The following is a 17,524-nucleotide window of genomic DNA, read 5'->3' as shown; positions in this document are numbered from 1 at the left end:
CCCTTTTGTTTCCGGAGATCGTCTGCGACGCCCGCCCCGGACAACCGGGACGGGCGCCTCACCCTGCCACGCGACAGGAAGTCACTCCATATCAGCTGTAGGCGGCGCTGACGTGGTAGACGCGGCCGCCCCAGCCGTCGGTCGGGAAGGAGTCAGAGACCCGGACATAGGCGGCCTTGTCCGGGCCGAGGTAGGGGGTCAGGTCGATGGTCTGGTCCGCCTTGTTCTCGCCGTCGTGGAGCTGGCGGGTCTCGGTCAGGACTGTGGTCCAGTTCTGACCGTCACCGCTGACCTGAACGACATACTCGTTGTCGATCGTCAGCACCGCGTGCGCCGCGGCGGTGTCGGCCGGGAACGGGAAGCGGTAGACGAAGTACGAGTTGCCGTCGGCGAACCGGTTCTGTACGCCGTTGCTCTGTGAGCCGTCGGCGTCCCACAACCAAGGCGTCTCGGCCGCCGTACCGGTGTCGAAGTCGACGGTGCGCGCAACCAGGATGTCGGCCTGCGCACTGAACGCCAGCCGGTCACCGGATGTCGCCGTCGCGGTCACCGCGTAGTGCCCGTCGGTCGCGCCCGCGGGAATCGTCACGTCCAGCTGGACACTCGATCGAGCGGGAACGGCGTTCCCGCGCGGATAGAGCGTGGTCGTCGCACGCGCCGGCGTCACGGCCCACCCCGCTGGCGCTGCCGCCTGCACCTCGACCTTGAGGGCACCAGCCGGCGCAGTCGCCTGTAGATCGACCTTGAGCTTGACATGGGTCGGGCCACCGCTAGCCGGCATCACCACCGGCTGGGCCGGACTCAGCGTCGCGGACAGCGATTGGTCAGGAGTCTGCTTCGGTACGGCGGCGATCAGGGCACTCAGCGCACTGGCCTGCGTGCGCCAGTCGAAAGCGTTCGGGTGAGCGGCACTGGTCAGACCCGACCAGCGCTCCCCCAGTCGGTTGGACGCGTCGCGGTCGTGGTCCCACACCCTGCTGGCTTGCTGCTGGACGAAGGCGACGTACCGCGCGTCGTGGGTGGTGTCGGCGAGATCCATCCAGTACCGCTGGAAGATGCCCTTGAACTGCTTGCCGTTGTCATCGCACTGCCGGTCCGGAGCATCGCAGTACTCGGTCAGTACGCCGTCCGACACCAGTCCGCCGGATCCGATCGACGCGTCCGCCAGCCGCCGTACGGTGGTCAGCAAGCCTGGGTCGCGGGTCGCCCGCCACAGCTCCAGGCCGGCGCCGATCGCCAGCCCCTGGTTGTAGCTCCACACCGTGCCGCCGTTGTTCTCGCAGCTGCTGTTCAGACCGTCGTTGACCAGACCGTCGGAGTTGATCATGCCGCTGCTATTGAGCCAGTTCCAGCCATCCTGCGCCCGGCCGAGCCAGCGGTGGTCGCCAGGCAGCCGATTGTGGAGCTCGGCCGTGAGCCGGATCCAGAGTCCATTGGTGACGGCGTTCTTGTACGTCCGCTCCCCGTCCCACCAGACGCCACCACCGCACGTGCTGGGATCCCAATACCCCTCGACGTACTCGGCGATCGTGACCGCCATGTCGAGGTACTTGCGATTCTTGGTGAGGTCGTAGGCCTGCACCCAGGTCAGACCCCACCACTCGGAATCGTCGATCGCGCGACTGGTGAAGTTGCCGAGCAGCGGATCGCCCGAGAGATATCCGGCCGGGAACGCTCCCTTGTCCTTCTCGAACGTGTTGTCCAGCTGGGACAGATAGCGCCGGTCGCCGGTGCGCTGCATGTAGTCGCCGATCGTCTGCAGCGCGACCGCCGAGTTCCACCAGCTCGACGGGAACCACGCCTTCACCGGCTCGTACGAACTCATCAGCACGTCGGCCGCGACCCAGGCCCGCGCGACGGCGGTCGAGCCCTCGGCGTCCCGGCCCGGATCGGCTCCGGCCGGCTGTGCCGAGGCCAACCCGAGGCCCAGCGCGACGGCTCCGGCCAGGACGGCGCGCAGGGCGCGCGCCGGACGATTCACGACCATGATCGATCTCCTCGAGTACCTCGGGCGGTGAGAATTGGAAACGTTTCACTGATTCCTGCGCGGAAGCTCATCAAGCCCAGACAACGATGTCAAGACCTCGACGCCACGCCCTCGACGTACTACTGCGCCCTCGCACTGAAAGGATGGCGTCACCGCTTGACGACCGCGCGCCCAGTGTGATCGGTTGATTACCGAGCGCCAGCGTTGGGTATGCGGTGCTGTGAGGCATGTGAGGAGCACTGATGGTCGAATATCTGCCCCGATCCGCGTGGAACGCGCGACCGCCGACCGCCGGACCGGGCAACCTGACCGTGTCCCGGGTCGAGGGCGCGGTCATCCACTGGCCCGGCACCGGGTCGACGAGCGTCATCCACACCAAGGCGGCAGTCGCCTCGGCGTTGCGCGGGTGGCAGGACTACCACATGGACACCCGCGGCTGGTCGGACATCGCGTACCAGGTCGCCGTCGACCAGTCCGGCCGGGCCTGGACGCTGCGCGGCCTGCGCACCCAGTCCGCCGCCAACGGCAACAACGACGTGAACGAGCGGTACGGCGCGATCCTGCTGGTGCTCGTGACCGGCGAGCAACCGACCGCGGCGATGAAGGCGACCACCAGGGCGGTGATCGCGGACTTCCGCCGGCTCTATCCCCGCGGCACGGCGATCAAGCCGCACTCCGCGGTCCGCCCCGACCCGACCGACTGCCCCGGTCCAGCAGCGCGGGCGGCGATCGCTCGCGGCGATTTCACCCCAGGCCACGTGGAGGACGACTTGCCGTACACACAAGCTCAGCTCAGGGCCATGATGCAGGCCGAGATCGAGGAGTACATGAGGCGGTTCTGGGCCGCACCCACCGGCACCGGCACCGCGCTCCGCCAACAGTTGAACCGCATCGAGGCCGCCGTCACCCACGCGGCGATCAGCGAGGACGCCGGTCTCGACCAGCCCCTCGTCCCCGATGCACCACCAGCACCCGATCCGGAGCAGCCGGCGGATCAGGAGCCCGCGACGCAGTAGGCGGTCCAGCGCCCTGCGGCCCGCAGCATCCGCAGGGCGCTGACGATTGTCGCTGGGACGTGGTTGGGTGCTCGCGTGGATCTCACGGAGTTGTCGGAGCGGTTGGAGAAACTGTCGGTCCGGTACGGCGAGACGCTCGGGTTCGAGCGCGATCCGGACTGGTTCCTGCTGAAGTTCCAGGAGGAAGCCGGCGAGTTGACCCAGGCCTACCTCCAGCACACCGGCCGAGCCCGGGCCAAAGGGCTTACGGCCGACGAGATCCGGGCCGGCTTCCACCAGGAGTTCGCCGACGTCTTCTGCCAGCTCCTCCTGTTCGCCCGCCAGCACGACGTCGACCTACCCCACGAGATCAACCAGAAATGGCTGGCGCGCGAGGTCTGATCCGCGTCAAGGAACGTTGGGGTCGAACTGTGCCGGGCTGACCGGTTCGGCGGTGCCAGCCGGCACGTGCGCCCTCCGAGGGTACTGCCGACCGCCGCCTCCCCTTTGAGGCCGTCCTGCTCGATGTGTGGGTGATCGTCGGCCGCGTGTGCTGGTCGGGATCGGGGGCGGTGCCAGGGTGGGCACAGTGGCGGGTGTGCCGAGGTTGGCTCGGGCGGTCCCGACGGGCATGTTGTCCGCGGATCGGTCCACGTCTGGTGACCTGGGACAGGTCATGGTGGGCCGAGACAGGCAATTCCTTGTCCCAGCCCACCGCTTCCGGTCCCTGCCCACCGCTTCCGGTCCCCGCCCGGCGCTGTGTGTCGGCGTACACAGGTCCCGACCGACCCATTCGGTGGGGTGACGTCCGAGATGGTGGGTTGGCGCCCCGGAATCCGATACGGCAACCCGCCGAATGGGACGTCAACCCACCACATGCGCAAGCAGGCCGCTGACCGCCAGGCCACCGCGTGCACCAGTTCAAGGCCCGTCACATCACCCACACATCAAGCAGAAGAGCCCCTACGTTGTTTGACGCCGAGCCAGTTGGCGCCCTGAGGTCACTGCGGCCGATCGTCGAAGCCGCCGACTTCGACGGTCCGGTCGGACGGCTGACGGGGCTCCGGTTGTTGCCGGAGCCCCGTTGCGGTACGCCGTACGTCAGTTCTTCGCCGAGGGTTCGAGCTCCCGGGCGTCGACGGTCTCCACGTCCGGGGGCGACTTCCGGTCCTGATGGCCTGGCCACCAGGCGGCGTGGCCGATCAGTGCGGTCAGACTCGGGGTGAAGAACATCGCCATCACGAACGCGGCGACGACGATGCCGAAGGAGACGGCGAATCCCATCTCGGTCAGCAGCGAGTTGCCTGCCAACATCAAGGTGGCGAAGGTGGCCGCCAGGATGAACCCGGCCGCGGCCACGGTCGGACCGGCGTGCCGCACCGCCCTGCTGGCGGCCTCGCGCGGATCGCGGCCCTCCCGCGCCTCCTCACGCAGCCGGGAGATCATCAGGATGTTGTAGTCCGTGCCGATGGCGACCACGAACAGGTACATGATCACCGGGAGCATGAACATCAGCCCCGAGTGTCCCTGACCCTTCTGGAAGATGAGCACCGTCGCACCGAGCGTGGCGCCGAAGCCCAGCCCGACCGAGGCCATCAGGTACCAGGGCGCCACCACGCTGCGCAGCAGCAGGCCGAGGATGATCATGATCAGCAGCGCGGCGAGTGGGAACACCGTGCGGTAGTCGTGGTTCACCGCGGCGTTGATGTCCTTGTAGATCGACGACATGCCGCCGACGAGCGCCTTCGTGCCGGGCGGTGCGTCGGCGTGTGCGACGTCGCGGACGTCGCCGACCGCGCTGATCGCCTGGTCGGTGGCCGACCCATACTTCAGCGTGACCGTGATGTTTGCGGTCCGGCCGTCCTTGCTGATCGCGGCGGGCTGGACGTCGGCGACACCCTGGACCGCGCTGAGCTTGCGCTCGTACGCGGGCAGCGCAGCCGTGTCGAGCCGGCCGTCGCCGGTCGAGGTGACCAGGACCGAGGTCGGTTCGGCGGCGCCGGCCGAATAGGCGTTCTGCATCTCGGTCTGGACGACCATCGACTCCTGGGTTTTCGGCATCGACCCGGACGCCAGGTCGAACGTCGCCTTGAAACCGAGCGTGCCCAGCGCCAGCGCGATCATCACCACGCCCGAGACGACCGCGAACAGGGCCGGGCGCCGCTGGACACCGCGGCCGAGTGCCGCGAACCGCGCGTTCGAGGGCTCCTTGAGCCACGCCTTCGACGGCCAGAACAGGGCGCGCGGCGGGATCAGCGAGCAGATCGCCGGGAACAGCGTCAGCGCGGCCAGCAGCGTCACCGCGACGGTGATGGCGAGCGCCGGGCCCATCTGCTTGAGGAAGCCGAGCGTCGACAGGAGGAGCGCGAGGAAGGAGATCATCACCGCACCGGCCGCCGAGGCGATCGCCTCACCGACCCGGCCAACCGCGTTGACCATCGCCACCTTCGGCTCGTCGCCGGCCCGCAACCGTTCGCGGTAGCGGAACATCAAGAACAGGTAGTAGTCGGTGCCGACCCCCAGCAGTACGACGATCAGCAGCGCCGAGGTCGAACTGTTCGCCTGCAGCCCGAAGAGCTTGCCGGCGTCGGCGATCAGCGCGTTGGCCGTCGAGAACACCAGCGCGATCAAGACGACCAGCGGCAACACCGCGAGGATCGGCGAGCGGAAGATGATCAGCAGCGTGATCAGGATGATCGCGAAGGTGCCGACGAACGTCAGCGTGTTGGCACGGCTGGAAGAGTCCTGCTGGTCGAGCCCCTGCGCCGCCGAACCACCGAGCTTGGCGTCGAGTTGCGTGCCCTTGGTGAGCTCTTTGGCGTCCGAACGCAACGTCTTCGCGGCGTCCAGCTGCGTCGGCTGACCAGCGTTCTTGGTGTCCATCGACACCAGCCCCAGCACATAGCGACCGTCCTTCGACGGCGGCCCGGGAACGACCTGCTGGACCTGGTCGATCTTCTTCGCACCCAACTCGCCGGTGATCCGCGCCGCGTCCTTCAGATCGTCCGGCGTCAGCTTGCCGCCGTCCGAACGCTGGTACAGCACGATCGCGGACGGCGTGAAGGCACTCGGGAACGCACTCTGCTGCAGATCCGCAGCCTGGATCGACTCATAACTCTTGGGCAAGAAGCTGCTCTGGTCGCTGTTGGACGGCAGGCTGGGTGCGGTGGCAACAATGCCGGCCGCGACGAAAATCCACGCCACAATCGTCCAGACGGGGTGACGGACGACAATGCGCCCGATCCGGTGAAACATGTCGATCTGCCTCCGGGCAGTGATGTGTAAAAGGTCAAGCCCACGCTGACCCACCTCCCTGACGCCACCCAGTCACCCCCCTGACACCACCCCTGACACGCCGCCCCGAAGCACCCATCCAGGCCCACCCCACCCACACCAACAGCCGCCCCGCGGCCGATCCCTCGAGCCACTCAGCCCGTCTTCTCGGACCCCACCCCGGCTACACCCCAAGCCCCACCCGCCGACAACCCCGGTGCCAACCACACCAGCCCGCGCACGTCGCCCAGGCGACACCAACAGCCGCCACCGAAGGCGGCCTCCTTTAGCCACTCCCCACGCCTGTTGGATCCCGACCACACGCCAGTCCCCCGCTGCCCACAGCCCTCACCGCCACCCACACCAGCCCGCGCCACCCGTTCGCGCGCGCCGCCGCGAAGCGCCGCGCCCCCTTCGTCGAGTCGTGGAACAGGGCTGCGGACACCAAGCAGTTCACAACCACAATCCGCGACTCGAGGTTTCGCTGCGCAGCCGTACGCCACGACTCGATGGGGGCTGTGGACCAGTGGGATAGCGAGGTGGGGACCCGGGAGCTGTCCTGGGCGCACCCAACCAACTGGGTGCAGTAAGCGGGTGAGGGTTACTCGGTTTTGGGACGTACGGCGAACATGATCATGAGCACGATGGAGGGGATGATCAGGACCCAGGTTGAGCTGATTCCCAGGAGGACCGGGGCCAGGCAGACCAGCAGCAGGTCGAAGCCGCGCATCGGTTGGGAGAACAGTCCCGGCGGGATGGCACCCATCGGCGAGGCGACCAGAGGCCCGGAGTACGACGGGGGCCGGGCAGACGCCTGACGTACGGCGCCGGCGAGCATGCCGGCCGCAACCGCGAAAGTGGCCGGCCCGTTCCCGATCGCCGGCGACGCCAGCAGCGACCACAGCGCCGCGAAGCCGGCCGGGACCACCGCCATGATGACGCGGAGATCGCGCAGGTCCATCCCCAACGCGCGCACCAACCCGGTCGAGCGGCACACCGACCGCAACCCGTCCATCAACGGACGGACGGCGACGAACCCGGCAAACCCCGCAGCGACAGGCACGAGTACGTCGAAGCCCGCGCCGGAAACCGCATACGGTACGACGAGCAGCGCGAAGCCGATCACGAGTCGCCGCGGCCACCTGAGGATCCGCAAGAACTCCCGATGTATCAGAGCCGACCCTCGCGACCCACGGCCGCGCCGCGAATGCACCCGCCCCTTCAACCGCCAGTGCCGACCGGACACCACGTCGGCCAGCATGCTGATATCCAGACTGCTCGCCGCTCCGGCGAGACCGGCCAGCAACTCCCCGCCCGCGATCACACTCGTTCGACTGAGCTTGTCGAGCGTCTGCGAGGTGACGACGACGAGCGCCACACACAGCACCAGCGCGACCGCACAGATCACCAACAGCCACGTCTGAGGCGAGCCGAGCAACAGCGCCGGCCCGGACGACGTCCAGTCGCCGCTGATCGGGGGAGAGCTGGAGCCGGTGAAGGTCGAGACGACGATGAGGTTCTCGAAGGTGTCCTGTTGGGAGCGAGGTTGCAGCGCGAGCGCCACCGCCGGAACCACCGCAGCAATCAGCAGAAGATCCGCGATCCGCAGCGCCCAGCGCGACCGCTGGGCGGTCTGCTGCGCCCAGACCGTCACCGTCCCGATGCAGACGAGCAGGGCCGCCATCAACGCAGACACCTCGGTCACGTCGGCGAACCTCGATCCCAGCAGCGCCCAGATGATCGCCGAGGCAACGAAACCGACCACCGCCACCACGCCCATCACCAGCCGGTACGTCGGCCGCAACAAGGACGCCCGATTCACCGGAGTGGCAAGCAGCCAGAAGCCGGTCGCCTGCGACGCGGAGACGGGACCCACGCTCAGCAGCACCCGGAGCGTGGTTGCCAGGAGCAACGGCACCACGATCCACGGCGTCCAGTGCGACAACTCACCACAGGTGAACGACCGGCAGCTGGCGGCGTTGGAGTTGAGGTGGTGGACCACGTTGCCGCCGGTCGCGCCGAGCATGGCCAGGGTGAAGATGACCAGGTAGGCGTCCTCGAACACCTGCCAGAACGACCGGTCCGCGTGCCGCCGCCGGGTGGTACGCATCCATTGGCGCAGTGCGCGGGATGTCGGGATCGCCCCGAAGTCGTTCGGGTCGAAGACGACCGGGCCTTCTGCTGAGCTCATGGCAGCGGGGTGAGGGTGACGACGGAGTCGGCGACGGCCTCCACCAGGGCCGGGTCGTGGCTGGCGAACAGGATCGACGTGCCGGACTTCTTCTCCTCGATCAGGCGGTCCGACAGCCACTGGACGCCGTTGGTGTCGAGGCGCGCCTCGGGCTCGTCGAGGACCATCAGCTTCCGGGGGCGAACCAGCGCCGTCGCCAGGGCGAGGCGGCGGCGCTGACCGGAGGACAACGAGCCGGGCAGCTGGTCGGCGGCGGGGAGCAGGCCGATGTCGTCGAGGAGCGTGTCGACCAGGTCTTCCGGCTCCGGGTTGCCGTGCGCGCGGGCGAGCAGGTCCAGGTGTTCGGCCGCGGTCAGGTCCGGGAAGAAGTCCAGGTCGTCGAGCAGTGTGGCGACATCACGCCGTACCGTCTCGGCTCGCTCGTCGATCGGCAGGCCGTCGAGCAGGATCTTGCCGGCCGCGGGCTCCGCCGAGCCGACGATGCACTTGAGCACGGTCGTCTTGCCAGCGCCGTTCGGACCGACCAGCGCGATCGCCTGGCCCGCGGACAGGGTGAACGTGAGTCCCTCGATCACCGGCCGGTCGCCGTACTTGTGCTGCAGATCCGTCACTGCCAGTCGCGCCGCGGCCCTGCTCCCCGCCTTGCTCACTTCTTGCGGACCAGGGTGAGTCCGTCGCCGATGCCGAGCATGACCACGTCGACCCGGTCGTCCTTGGCGATGTGCGCGTTGAACTCCTTGCGGTCCGCCGGGCCGTCCGCGTCGGCCACCCGGCCACCGGCCAGCGTGTTGTCGAACAGCAGCAACCCGTTCGCCCGGACCCGCGGCAGCACGGCCTCGAAGTACTGGATGTACCAGTCCTTGTCGGCGTCCACGAAGGCCAGGTCGAACTCGCCGTCCAGCTTGGTGACCGACTCGTGCGCGTCACCGATGCGCAGGTCGATCTTGTCCGCCACGCCGGCCCGCTCCCAGTACTTACGGCCGATCGACGTCCAGTCCTCGTCCACGTCCAGGCAGATCAGCTCGCCGTCGGCCGGCAGACCGCGCGAGATGGCCAGCGCGGAGAAACCGGTGAAGGTCCCGATCTCGACCGCCCGGCGGGCCGAGATCAGCCGCGTCAGCGTGGTCAGGAGCGCGGCCTGGTCGGGCGTGGTCAGCATCCGCGCGGGGCCGCCGAGCGCCTCGGTCTCGGCCACCAGCTCGGTCGCGATCTCGTCCAGCGGCATCCCGTGCGCGACCATGTAGTCGTGCAGTTCCTCGGTCACAGGTACCTGATGGCCCATGAATTCCCGCCCTCCATGTATTAGATCGGTCGCCTGTAGTCTCTATGGGTTGTCCGCACGTCGCACACCCACCCCACCTGAGGGAGCACCCCGTATGCGCATCGCCGTCGCCGGATCGATCGCGACCGACATCCTGATGACGTTCCCGGGCCGGTTCAAGGACCAGTTCCTCGAGGAACAGATGCACAAGGTCTCCCTCTCGTTCCTGGTCGACGAGCTGGTCGTCCACCGCGGCGGCGTCGCGGCGAACATCTGCTACGGGATGGCCCAGCTCGGGCAGCCGTCGCTGCTGGTCGGTTCGGTCGGTGCCGATTTCGCGGAGTACGGCGCGGTGCTGACGACCGCCGGCGTGGACGTCTCGCACGTGCGCGTCTGTGAGAACGTACACACCGCCCGGTTCACCTGTACGACGGACCTCGACGCGAACCAGATCGCCTCGTTCTACACCGGCGCGATGGCGCAGGCGCGGGAGCTGGACCTGGGCGCGATCCACGCGAAGTCCGGCGGGATCGACCTGGTGCTCATCGGTGCGGACGACCCCGACGGCATGCTCAAGCACACCGAATTGGCCAAGCAGCACGGGATCGCCGTGGCGGCGGACCCGTCGCAGCAGATGGCGCGGATGGACGGCGCCGATATCCGCCGACTCATCGACGGGGCGGCGTACCTGTTCAGCAACGAGTACGAAGCCGGCCTGATGGTGCAGAAGACCGGCTGGAGCCATGGCGAGATCCTGGAGCGCGTGGGCGTCCGGGTCACCACCCACGGCGGCGACGGCGTCGTGATCGAGGACACCAGCGGGATCCTGGCCAAGGTTCCGGCCGTCCCGGCGCCGGGTCTCGTGGACCCGACCGGCGGCGGCGACGCCTTCCGGGCCGGCTACCTGACCGGCCGCGCGGCCGGCCTCGACCACGAGGCGTCCGCCCACCTCGGCTGCACGCTGGCGACCACGGTCCTGGAGACGGTCGGCACCCAGGAGTACACGCTCGACCACCCCACCTTCCTGGACCGCCTGACCGCCACCTACGGCTCCCCCGCCGCCGCAACCGCCGCCGGAGCGCTTACGAAGTAAGCCGAGCAAGCCCACCCGTCTGGGCGAGCAGGGCAAACCGGTCCGGGCAGCCCCAGTGCTCGACGATGCGACCGTCGACGACGCGCGCCAGCTCGAAGATGGCGATGTCGATCGGCGCGTTGCTGGGCGGCCCGAAGAATCCGCCCGTCGCGGTGCCGCGTGCTCGTCCGCGCGCCCAGACCAGGTCGCCGACGACGACCGAGTCCTCCAGCGTGTAGACGATGTCCGGCATCATCGCGTGCACGTCCCGGATCGCCGCCTTCACCTGCTCGCGCGCCTGCTCACCCGTCCCCGCCAGCCCGAACTGATGCTCGACCAGGTCCGGCGCGCACACCTCGTCCACGATGCCGTCGTCCCCGGTCGCGAACCCCTCGTGCAGGATCCGCTCCAGCACCGCGAGCGGCCCAGCGTTCGTCGTACCGGCCAGCGCCTCGGAAGTAGCCATGTCCATCCCCCTCAGATAGTGCATTAGCAGTGCACTCGATGCAGTGTCACTGCACTGAACACAGTGATAGTGTGCCCACATGCCCGAGGCTGTCAAGTCCTATCGCCAGGTCCAGGCCGAGGAGACCCGGATCCGGATCGCGCAGGCCGGCCGCCGGCTCTTCGCCGCGCAGGGGTACGGCGCGACCAGCATCGACGCGATCGCGAAGGACGCCGGCGTGGCCACCCGGACCGTCTACTCGGCCTTCGGCACCAAGCGGGAGATCCTGTCGCTGATCTGCGACCTGTGGTTGACCGAGGCCGGGGCGATCGAGCGGGCGCAGCAGGTGCTGGCGATCGAGGACCCGGTCGAGCGGCTGCACGGCGCCGCGGCCTGGCTGACGAACCTGTACTCGGCGGGCTTCGACGTCGTGCTGATCTTCGAGGCCGCCACCGACGAGAGCGCCGAGACCAAGGCGTTGCTGCGCTCCAAGCTCCAAGGCCGCAACGAGGTGATGGACGCGATCATCGCGTCACTCGAGACCGAACTACGCATCCCACTGAAGCAGGCGCAGGCCGTCTACCGCGCGCTGGCCGCGCCCGGTGTCTACCAGGAACTGGTCGACGAGTCGGGCTGGACGCCGGCGGAGTTCGAGCAGTTCGTCGCCGACTCGCTCCAGCGTCAGCTGCTTTGAGACCCTGCCCACAGGCCCCGGACGTGGCCGATGTGGCGGCGCATCAACTGCTCGGCGCCGTCGCCGTCGCGCGCCTCGACCAGGTCCATCAGCTCGTGGTGCTCGGCCGCCGACTGTCCCAGCCGCCCGCTCTCGACCAGCGGCGTGAGCCCGAGCAGCCGCGTCTGCGACCGCAGGTCCGACACCAGGTCGACCAGCCTCTGGTTGCCGGAGTACGTGAGCAGCGTGACGTGGAAGACCCGATCCGCCTCGATGTACGCGATCAGGTCACCCGCCTCCGCCGCCACCACGATGTCCTCCGCCAGCGCACGCAGCCGCGGGAAGTCCGCGGCGGGAATCGCCGGTACGACGACCCGGATCGTCGGCGGCTCGATCAGCTGCCGCAGCGAGGCCAGGTCGTCCAGGTCCGCGTCGGACACCTCGGTGACCCGGAAGCCCTTGTTCCGCAGCGAGATCACCAGGCCCTCGCGGACCAGGTCGAGCATCGCCTCCCGCACCGGCGTCGCGGACACCCCGAACCGCGCGCCCAGCATCGGCGCGGAGTACACCTGCCCCGGCTCGAGCTCGCCGGAGATCACCGCCGCCCGCAGCGCGTTGGCCACGCTGTCGCGCAGGTTCTCCCGCTGCTTCAGCCGCCGCACGCTCGGCAGCGGCCCGGTCGAGCCGTCTACGGCGCGATGAGCCGCCGAAATCCCCTGAACCATCCGTTCACCTCCCTGGTCACCGCTCGCCGCCCATTGTGATGCACTCCACCCCTCAACTCGCGGGTACGCCACCCCCAACGGCTCGCACCAGCTCGGTCAGCCGGGCGAACACCCGCTCCACGCCGAGCCCGTCGTGCTCGTACTCGTTCGTCACCCACGCCTGCAGGTTGCCGACCCGGCTCGCGGTGTCCAGTTGCAGCCCGGAGTCGACGTACATGTCGTCGTAGTAGACCGCGGCGGCCACCGGTACGTCGTTCGCCGCGAGCCGCTCGAGGTCGTACAGCTCCGACCACCGCGGCCGGCCGGCCAGCACCTCGACGGCACCCTGGAACGGCCGCAGTCCCCGGATCTCCTCGAACATCCAGGGGTACATCATCTCGCCGGTGAACAGCAGCGGCCGCGCCTCCTCGGCGAACTCCGGCCGCAGTTTCCGCTCCGCCTCGGACGCCCAGCCCGTGGGGCCCTCGCCGGATCCGTAGATGCTCTCCTGCAGCGCCGCGAACAACGGGTTCGAGCTGTACGACGACAACGCCATCGCTTGACCGAGGAACGTGTCCGACAACGAATCCCCGTCGAAGGCCTCGTCGAGCAGCCAGTGGATCCGCTCGTACCCGGGCTTCATCCCGAAGTCGATCCCGAGCGACTGGAACCGCCGTACCGTCAGCCGATCACCATCCGGCAGCCGTACGTCGGAATCCGCCAACCGGTCCGCGATCCGGCCGACCAGCTCCACGTTGTGGGGATAGCGCTGGTAGAACTCACGGTTCTTCGCCGCCGCCCGCGGATACGTCCGCCGATACACCTCGGCCGCCGACGGATCGATCGAGGCCAGCCCGCCGGTCACATAGCAGGCCGTCAGTCCGTCCGGAGCCTTCGACAAGTAGGTGAGCGTGAGGAACCCGCCGTAGCTCTGGCCCAGCGTCGACCACTTGCGGCCGCCGAAGACCGTCGTACGGAGGTGCTCGGCATCGGCGATGATCGAGTCCGCCCGGAAGCAGGCGAGGTAGTCAGCACCTTCCTCGGCGGACATCGCGGCCATCCGCTGCCCGGAGGCCGGCGTACTGCGACCGGTCCCCCGCTGGTCGAGCAGGATCACGCGGTAGTTCTTCAGCGCCTGGTCGATCCATCCCGTCCGCCCGGGCGGCCGCGGTGCCTTCCCGCCCGGGCCGCCCTGCAGGAAGAGCAGACACGGCAGGTCCTCGTCCTTGCGCACCGGGTCGACGAGCTCCCGGGCGAAGACCGTGATCGTCTCTGCGGGATTGGACCAGTCCAGTGGCACCTCGACGGCGTGCTCCCGCACATGCATTCCAGGAATCGTGTAGCTGGTCATGAAGCCTCCTTCGCCCGGCGTCTGGCGTCCCACTCCGGATTGATCCGCGGCACTGCGGCCAGCAGCGCCTTCGTGTAATCGTCCTGGGGATCCCCGAACACCTGGTCGCGTGACCCCAGCTCCACGATTCTGCCCTGGTTCATCACCGCGACCCGCTGCGAGATCTGCCGGACCACGGCCAGGTCGTGCGCGATGAAGATGTAGCTGAACCCGCTCTCGCGCTGCAATCGCATCAACAGCTCCAGCACCTGCGCCTGGATCGACACGTCGAGCGCGGACACCGCCTCGTCGCAGATCACCAGCTTCGGGTTCACCGCGAGGGCCCGGGCGATGCCGATCCGCTGCGCCTGCCCGCCGGAGAACTGCGCCGGATACCGCTGGCAGTGGTCCGGGTTCAGCCCGACCCGTGCCATCAGCTCCTGCGCGAACGCCCGCCGCCCACCGGCTGGCGTGATCCCTTGATAGGTCAGCGGCGCGGTGACGATCCGCTCGACCGTGTACCGCGGGTTCAGCGACGAGAACGGATCCTGGAACACCACCTGCACGTTGTTCCGGAACGACGCCAACTCGTTCCCGGTCGCCCGCGTCACGTCCTGCCCGTCGAACTCGACCGACCCGCTCGTCGGCTCCAGCAATCGCGCGGCGATCCGCGCAGTGGTCGACTTCCCGCTGCCCGACTCCCCCACGATCGCCAGCGTCTCACCCAGCTCCACCTCGAAGCTGACGTCGTCGACCGCGGTGAACGTGGACTTCCGGGCCATCGCGCCTTCGCCGCGGGTGACGAACTGCTTCGTCACCCCACGCACCTTCAGCAACGTCACGACACCACCACCTCGTCATCGATTCGCGGTACGGCGTCCAGCAGCGTGCGCGTGTACTCGTGCCGAGGATCCGAGAACACCTGCTCGGCCGTGCCGTACTCGACCGGCTCACCCGCGCACATCACCAGCACCCGTTGAGCGATCGAGCTGATCACCGCCAGGTCATGCGTGATGAAGACCATCCCGGTCCCGGTGGTCGACTGCAGCTCAGCCATCAGCTCCAGGATCTGCGCCTGGACGGTGACATCGAGCGCGGTCGTCGGCTCGTCCGCGATCAGCAATGCCGGCGAGCAGCACAGCGCCATCGCGATCATGACTCGTTGCCGCTGGCCACCGGAGAACTGATGCGGATAGTGGTCGACCCGCCGGCCCGGATCGGGGATCCCGACCTGGTCCAGCGCGTCGATCGCCACCTGCCGGGCCGCGCGCCGCGACCCACCACGGTGTGCCCGGTACATCTCCTCGATCTGCAAACCCACGGTGTAGTAGGGATTCAGCGACGACAACGGATCCTGGAACACCATCGAGATCGCGTTCCCGCGCACCGACTGCAGCTCCCGCTCCGACCGCCCGAGCAACTCGGAGCCATCCAGGCGGATGCTCCCCTTCGTTTCCGCACCGCGTGGCAGCAGCCCGAGTACGGCGAGGGCCGTCATCGACTTGCCCGACCCGGACTCGCCGACGATCCCGAGCGTGTCGTCCCGGCCGACGGTGAACGACACGTTCTTCACCACATCCACCGGCCCACGACTGGTCGGCAATGTGACGGTCAGGTCTTCCACCACGAACAACTCGTCCGTCATGCCGATGTCACCCTCACTCGTGGATCCAGCGCGGTGTAGACAAGGTCCACCACGACGTTGCCGATGACAACGAAGAACGCGGCGAGCAAGGTGACCGCCATGATCACCGGCTGGTCGTTCTTCGCGATCGAGTCGGCTGCCATCTTGCCGATCCCGTTCAGCCCGAACACGGTCTCGGTGATCAGCGCGCCGCCGAGCAGGCCGGCGAAGTCCATCCCGAAGATCGTGGTGATCGGGGTCAACGCCGGTCGCAGTGCGTGCCGGCGCAGGATCAGCGGGCGACTCAGTCCCTTGGCCCGCGCGGTCCGGAAGTAGTTCTCCGACAACGTGTCGATCACGTTGCTCCGGGTCAACCGCGCGTACAGACAGGCGTAGCCGACAGCCAGCACGGTCCACGGCATCAGGTACGACTCGAACCACAGCACGGGGTCGTCCGCGAACGCAGGCGCCGACGGGAACGGCAACACCTGCAGCTTCACGACCAGGACGTACTGCAGGACGAGCGCGAGGACGTAGTTCGGCACGCTCACGCCACCGAGGGCAAGTGCCATCGCCGTACGGTCCCACCACGTTCCTTGCTTGATCGCGCTGACCAGACCGCCGATCACGCCGGCGAGCAGCCACAGTACGGCGGCGCCGACCGCAACCGTCACGCTGACCGGGAGCCGGGTGGTGATCATGCTCCACACCGACTCGTTGGTCTGGAAGCTGTACCCCAGACACGGCGCCGGGCAGTGCACCGAGCCGTAGTCGCGCCCGGCGAAGATGCCCCGGAGGAACTCCCAGAACTGGGTGAAGATCGGCTGGTTCAGCCCCAGCACGTCGCGAATCGAATTGATCCGGTCCGGCGTACAGGTCTTGCCGCAGATCATCACCGCGGGATCCGGCGACAGCTTGAAGAAGATCAGATAGGTGAACAGGCAAACGGCCAGCAAGATCACGACGACCCCGCCCAGCCGCCCCAGCACGTAGCGCGTCATGCGGCTTCTCCCTGGTCGATCACCGAGCGGATCTTGTCGCCCAGGACTGTCAGGGACAGCACGGTGAGGAACAGGAAGGCGCCCGGGATCGCGAAGAACATCGGGTCCACCGAGTACCAGCTGACCGAGCTCGCGATCATCTGTCCCCAGGACGCGGTCGGCGGTGAGACGCCGACGCCGAGGAACGACAGGCCGGCCTCGGTGCCGATGTAGCCCGGGATCGCCAGCGTCGTCATCACGATGACCGAGCCGCGCAGATTCGGCAGGATCTCCCGGAACACGACCTGCACGTCCTTCGCCCCGGACGCCCGCGCCGCCTCGACGAACTCCCGGTTCGCCAGCGTCATCGTCTGACCGCGGATCACCCGGGCCAGGTACGGCCAGCCGAACGCGCTGATCACCACGACCAGCAGGACCGGGCGATTGCCGGCCGGCAGCGAGGACAGGATCGCGATCATGAAGATCAGCGCCGGGAACGCCATCAGGAAGTCCATCAACCGCGAGATCACCTGGTCGACCCAGCCGCGGTAGAACCCCGCCAGCATGCCGAGGACGACACCGAGGATCCCGGTCAGCAGCGTCGCCGACAGCGAGATCGTGATCGACACCCGCGCGCCGTACACGATCCGGGCGAACAGGTCGCGGCCGTTCTGCGGCTCGACGCCGAACCAGTGCTCCCGGCTGATCCCGCCGAGCGCGCCGTTCGGTACGCCGCCCAGCGCGGAGTTGATCGCCGCCGAGTCGAACTCGTACGGCCCCCAGCCGCTGAGCTTGGTGATCAGCGGCGCGGCCACCGCCATCAGGACCACGATCGCCAGGAACATCACGCACAGTACGGCGCCCTTGTCCCGGGCCAGCGTGGTGAGGATCCGCCGGGTCGAGGTCGGGGGACCGCCGGCCGCGACCGGGGTCCCCACCACTTCCTCGACCAGTGCTGTGCTAGTCCCCCCGATGGTCGTCGTCATCGG

General features: G+C 68.3%; 16 protein-coding genes. 4 read left to right on the top strand and 12 right to left on the bottom strand.

Features of this window, described 5'->3' with window-relative positions; genetic code table 11:
- Positions 1 to 91: 91 nt before the first annotated feature.
- Positions 92 to 1,987: a glycoside hydrolase family 76 protein gene (locus tag OG558_RS28020; protein WP_405065671.1), complete on the bottom strand. Its 1,896-nt coding sequence runs from the start codon at positions 1,985 to 1,987 to the stop codon at positions 92 to 94.
- 242 nt (positions 1,988 to 2,229) lie between these two features.
- On the opposite strand from OG558_RS28020, the gene OG558_RS28015 reads away from it, so the two are divergent.
- Positions 2,230 to 3,003 carry a peptidoglycan recognition family protein gene (locus OG558_RS28015; protein WP_405065670.1) on the top strand — a complete coding sequence of 258 codons (774 nt, stop codon included), beginning with the start codon at positions 2,230 to 2,232 and terminating at the stop codon, positions 3,001 to 3,003.
- Between the two features lie 75 nt (positions 3,004 to 3,078).
- Complete coding sequence (locus OG558_RS28010; RefSeq protein WP_405065669.1) at positions 3,079 to 3,384, top strand: pyrophosphatase; 306 nt, start codon at positions 3,079 to 3,081, stop codon at positions 3,382 to 3,384.
- A 699-nt stretch (positions 3,385 to 4,083) separates the two neighbouring features.
- Here the strand turns inward: OG558_RS28010 and OG558_RS28005 are convergent.
- From OG558_RS28005 to OG558_RS27990, 4 genes are all read right to left on the bottom strand, one after another.
- Positions 4,084 to 6,291: an MMPL family transporter gene (locus OG558_RS28005; RefSeq protein ID WP_405065668.1), complete on the bottom strand. Its 2,208-nt coding sequence runs from the start codon at positions 6,289 to 6,291 to the stop codon at positions 4,084 to 4,086.
- A gap of 565 nt (positions 6,292 to 6,856) precedes the next feature.
- A complete protein-coding gene (locus OG558_RS28000) occupies positions 6,857 to 8,446 on the bottom strand; it encodes a DUF6297 family protein (RefSeq protein WP_405065667.1) in 1,590 nt (529 codons plus the stop codon).
- Positions 8,443 to 9,096, bottom strand: coding sequence for an ATP-binding cassette domain-containing protein (locus tag OG558_RS27995; protein WP_405065666.1), 654 nt, complete (start codon positions 9,094 to 9,096; stop codon positions 8,443 to 8,445). Before OG558_RS27995 ends, OG558_RS28000 begins: the two co-directional genes overlap by 4 nt.
- Entirely contained in the window at positions 9,093 to 9,710 is a 618-nt protein-coding gene (locus OG558_RS27990) for a class I SAM-dependent methyltransferase (protein ID WP_329475578.1), read from the bottom strand. The genes OG558_RS27995 and OG558_RS27990 overlap by 4 nt, the downstream gene beginning before the upstream one ends.
- 112 nt (positions 9,711 to 9,822) lie before the next feature.
- Between OG558_RS27990 and OG558_RS27985 the strand changes: the two genes are divergently transcribed.
- Positions 9,823 to 10,800 carry a carbohydrate kinase family protein gene (locus OG558_RS27985; protein WP_405065665.1) on the top strand — a complete coding sequence of 326 codons (978 nt, stop codon included), beginning with the start codon at positions 9,823 to 9,825 and terminating at the stop codon, positions 10,798 to 10,800.
- On the opposite strand, the gene OG558_RS27980 is transcribed toward OG558_RS27985, so the two are convergent.
- A complete protein-coding gene (locus OG558_RS27980) occupies positions 10,790 to 11,245 on the bottom strand; it encodes an ester cyclase (protein WP_405065664.1) in 456 nt (151 codons plus the stop codon). The two genes, OG558_RS27985 and OG558_RS27980, sit on opposite strands and share 11 nt — an antisense overlap.
- Positions 11,246 to 11,324: 79 nt before the next feature.
- Here OG558_RS27980 and OG558_RS27975 point away from each other — a divergent pair, with 79 nt between their 5' ends.
- Positions 11,325 to 11,918 carry a TetR/AcrR family transcriptional regulator gene (locus OG558_RS27975; protein ID WP_405065663.1) on the top strand — a complete coding sequence of 198 codons (594 nt, stop codon included), beginning with the start codon at positions 11,325 to 11,327 and terminating at the stop codon, positions 11,916 to 11,918.
- On the opposite strand, the gene OG558_RS27970 is transcribed toward OG558_RS27975, so the two are convergent.
- From OG558_RS27970 to OG558_RS27945, 6 genes are read right to left on the bottom strand one after another with little or no spacing between them, the layout of a single operon-like run.
- A complete protein-coding gene (locus tag OG558_RS27970) occupies positions 11,906 to 12,622 on the bottom strand; it encodes a GntR family transcriptional regulator (RefSeq protein WP_405065662.1) in 717 nt (238 codons plus the stop codon). The two genes, OG558_RS27975 and OG558_RS27970, sit on opposite strands and share 13 nt — an antisense overlap.
- Positions 12,623 to 12,674: 52 nt before the next feature.
- Positions 12,675 to 13,952, bottom strand: a complete 1,278-nt coding sequence (locus OG558_RS27965; protein ID WP_405065661.1) for an alpha/beta fold hydrolase — start codon at positions 13,950 to 13,952, stop codon at positions 12,675 to 12,677.
- Positions 13,949 to 14,773 (bottom strand): ATP-binding cassette domain-containing protein, encoded by an 825-nt coding sequence (locus OG558_RS27960; RefSeq protein ID WP_329475572.1) that lies wholly within the window; start codon positions 14,771 to 14,773, stop codon positions 13,949 to 13,951. The genes OG558_RS27965 and OG558_RS27960 overlap by 4 nt, the downstream gene beginning before the upstream one ends.
- Positions 14,770 to 15,576: an ABC transporter ATP-binding protein gene (locus OG558_RS27955; RefSeq protein ID WP_405065660.1), complete on the bottom strand. Its 807-nt coding sequence runs from the start codon at positions 15,574 to 15,576 to the stop codon at positions 14,770 to 14,772. Before OG558_RS27955 ends, OG558_RS27960 begins: the two co-directional genes overlap by 4 nt.
- Entirely contained in the window at positions 15,573 to 16,556 is a 984-nt protein-coding gene (locus OG558_RS27950) for an ABC transporter permease (RefSeq protein WP_329475570.1), read from the bottom strand. The genes OG558_RS27955 and OG558_RS27950 overlap by 4 nt, the downstream gene beginning before the upstream one ends.
- A complete protein-coding gene (locus tag OG558_RS27945; RefSeq protein WP_405065659.1) occupies positions 16,553 to 17,521 on the bottom strand; it encodes an ABC transporter permease in 969 nt (322 codons plus the stop codon). Before OG558_RS27945 ends, OG558_RS27950 begins: the two co-directional genes overlap by 4 nt.
- Between the last annotated feature and the right edge of the window lie 3 nt (positions 17,522 to 17,524).

This window comes from Kribbella sp. NBC_01510 (assembly GCF_045040325.1).
In the GTDB taxonomy this organism is placed as follows: Bacteria; Actinomycetota; Actinomycetes; order Propionibacteriales; family Kribbellaceae; genus Kribbella.
The sequence above is the reverse complement of the archived record's forward strand: the minus strand, read 5'-3'. Positions and strand labels throughout refer to the sequence as shown.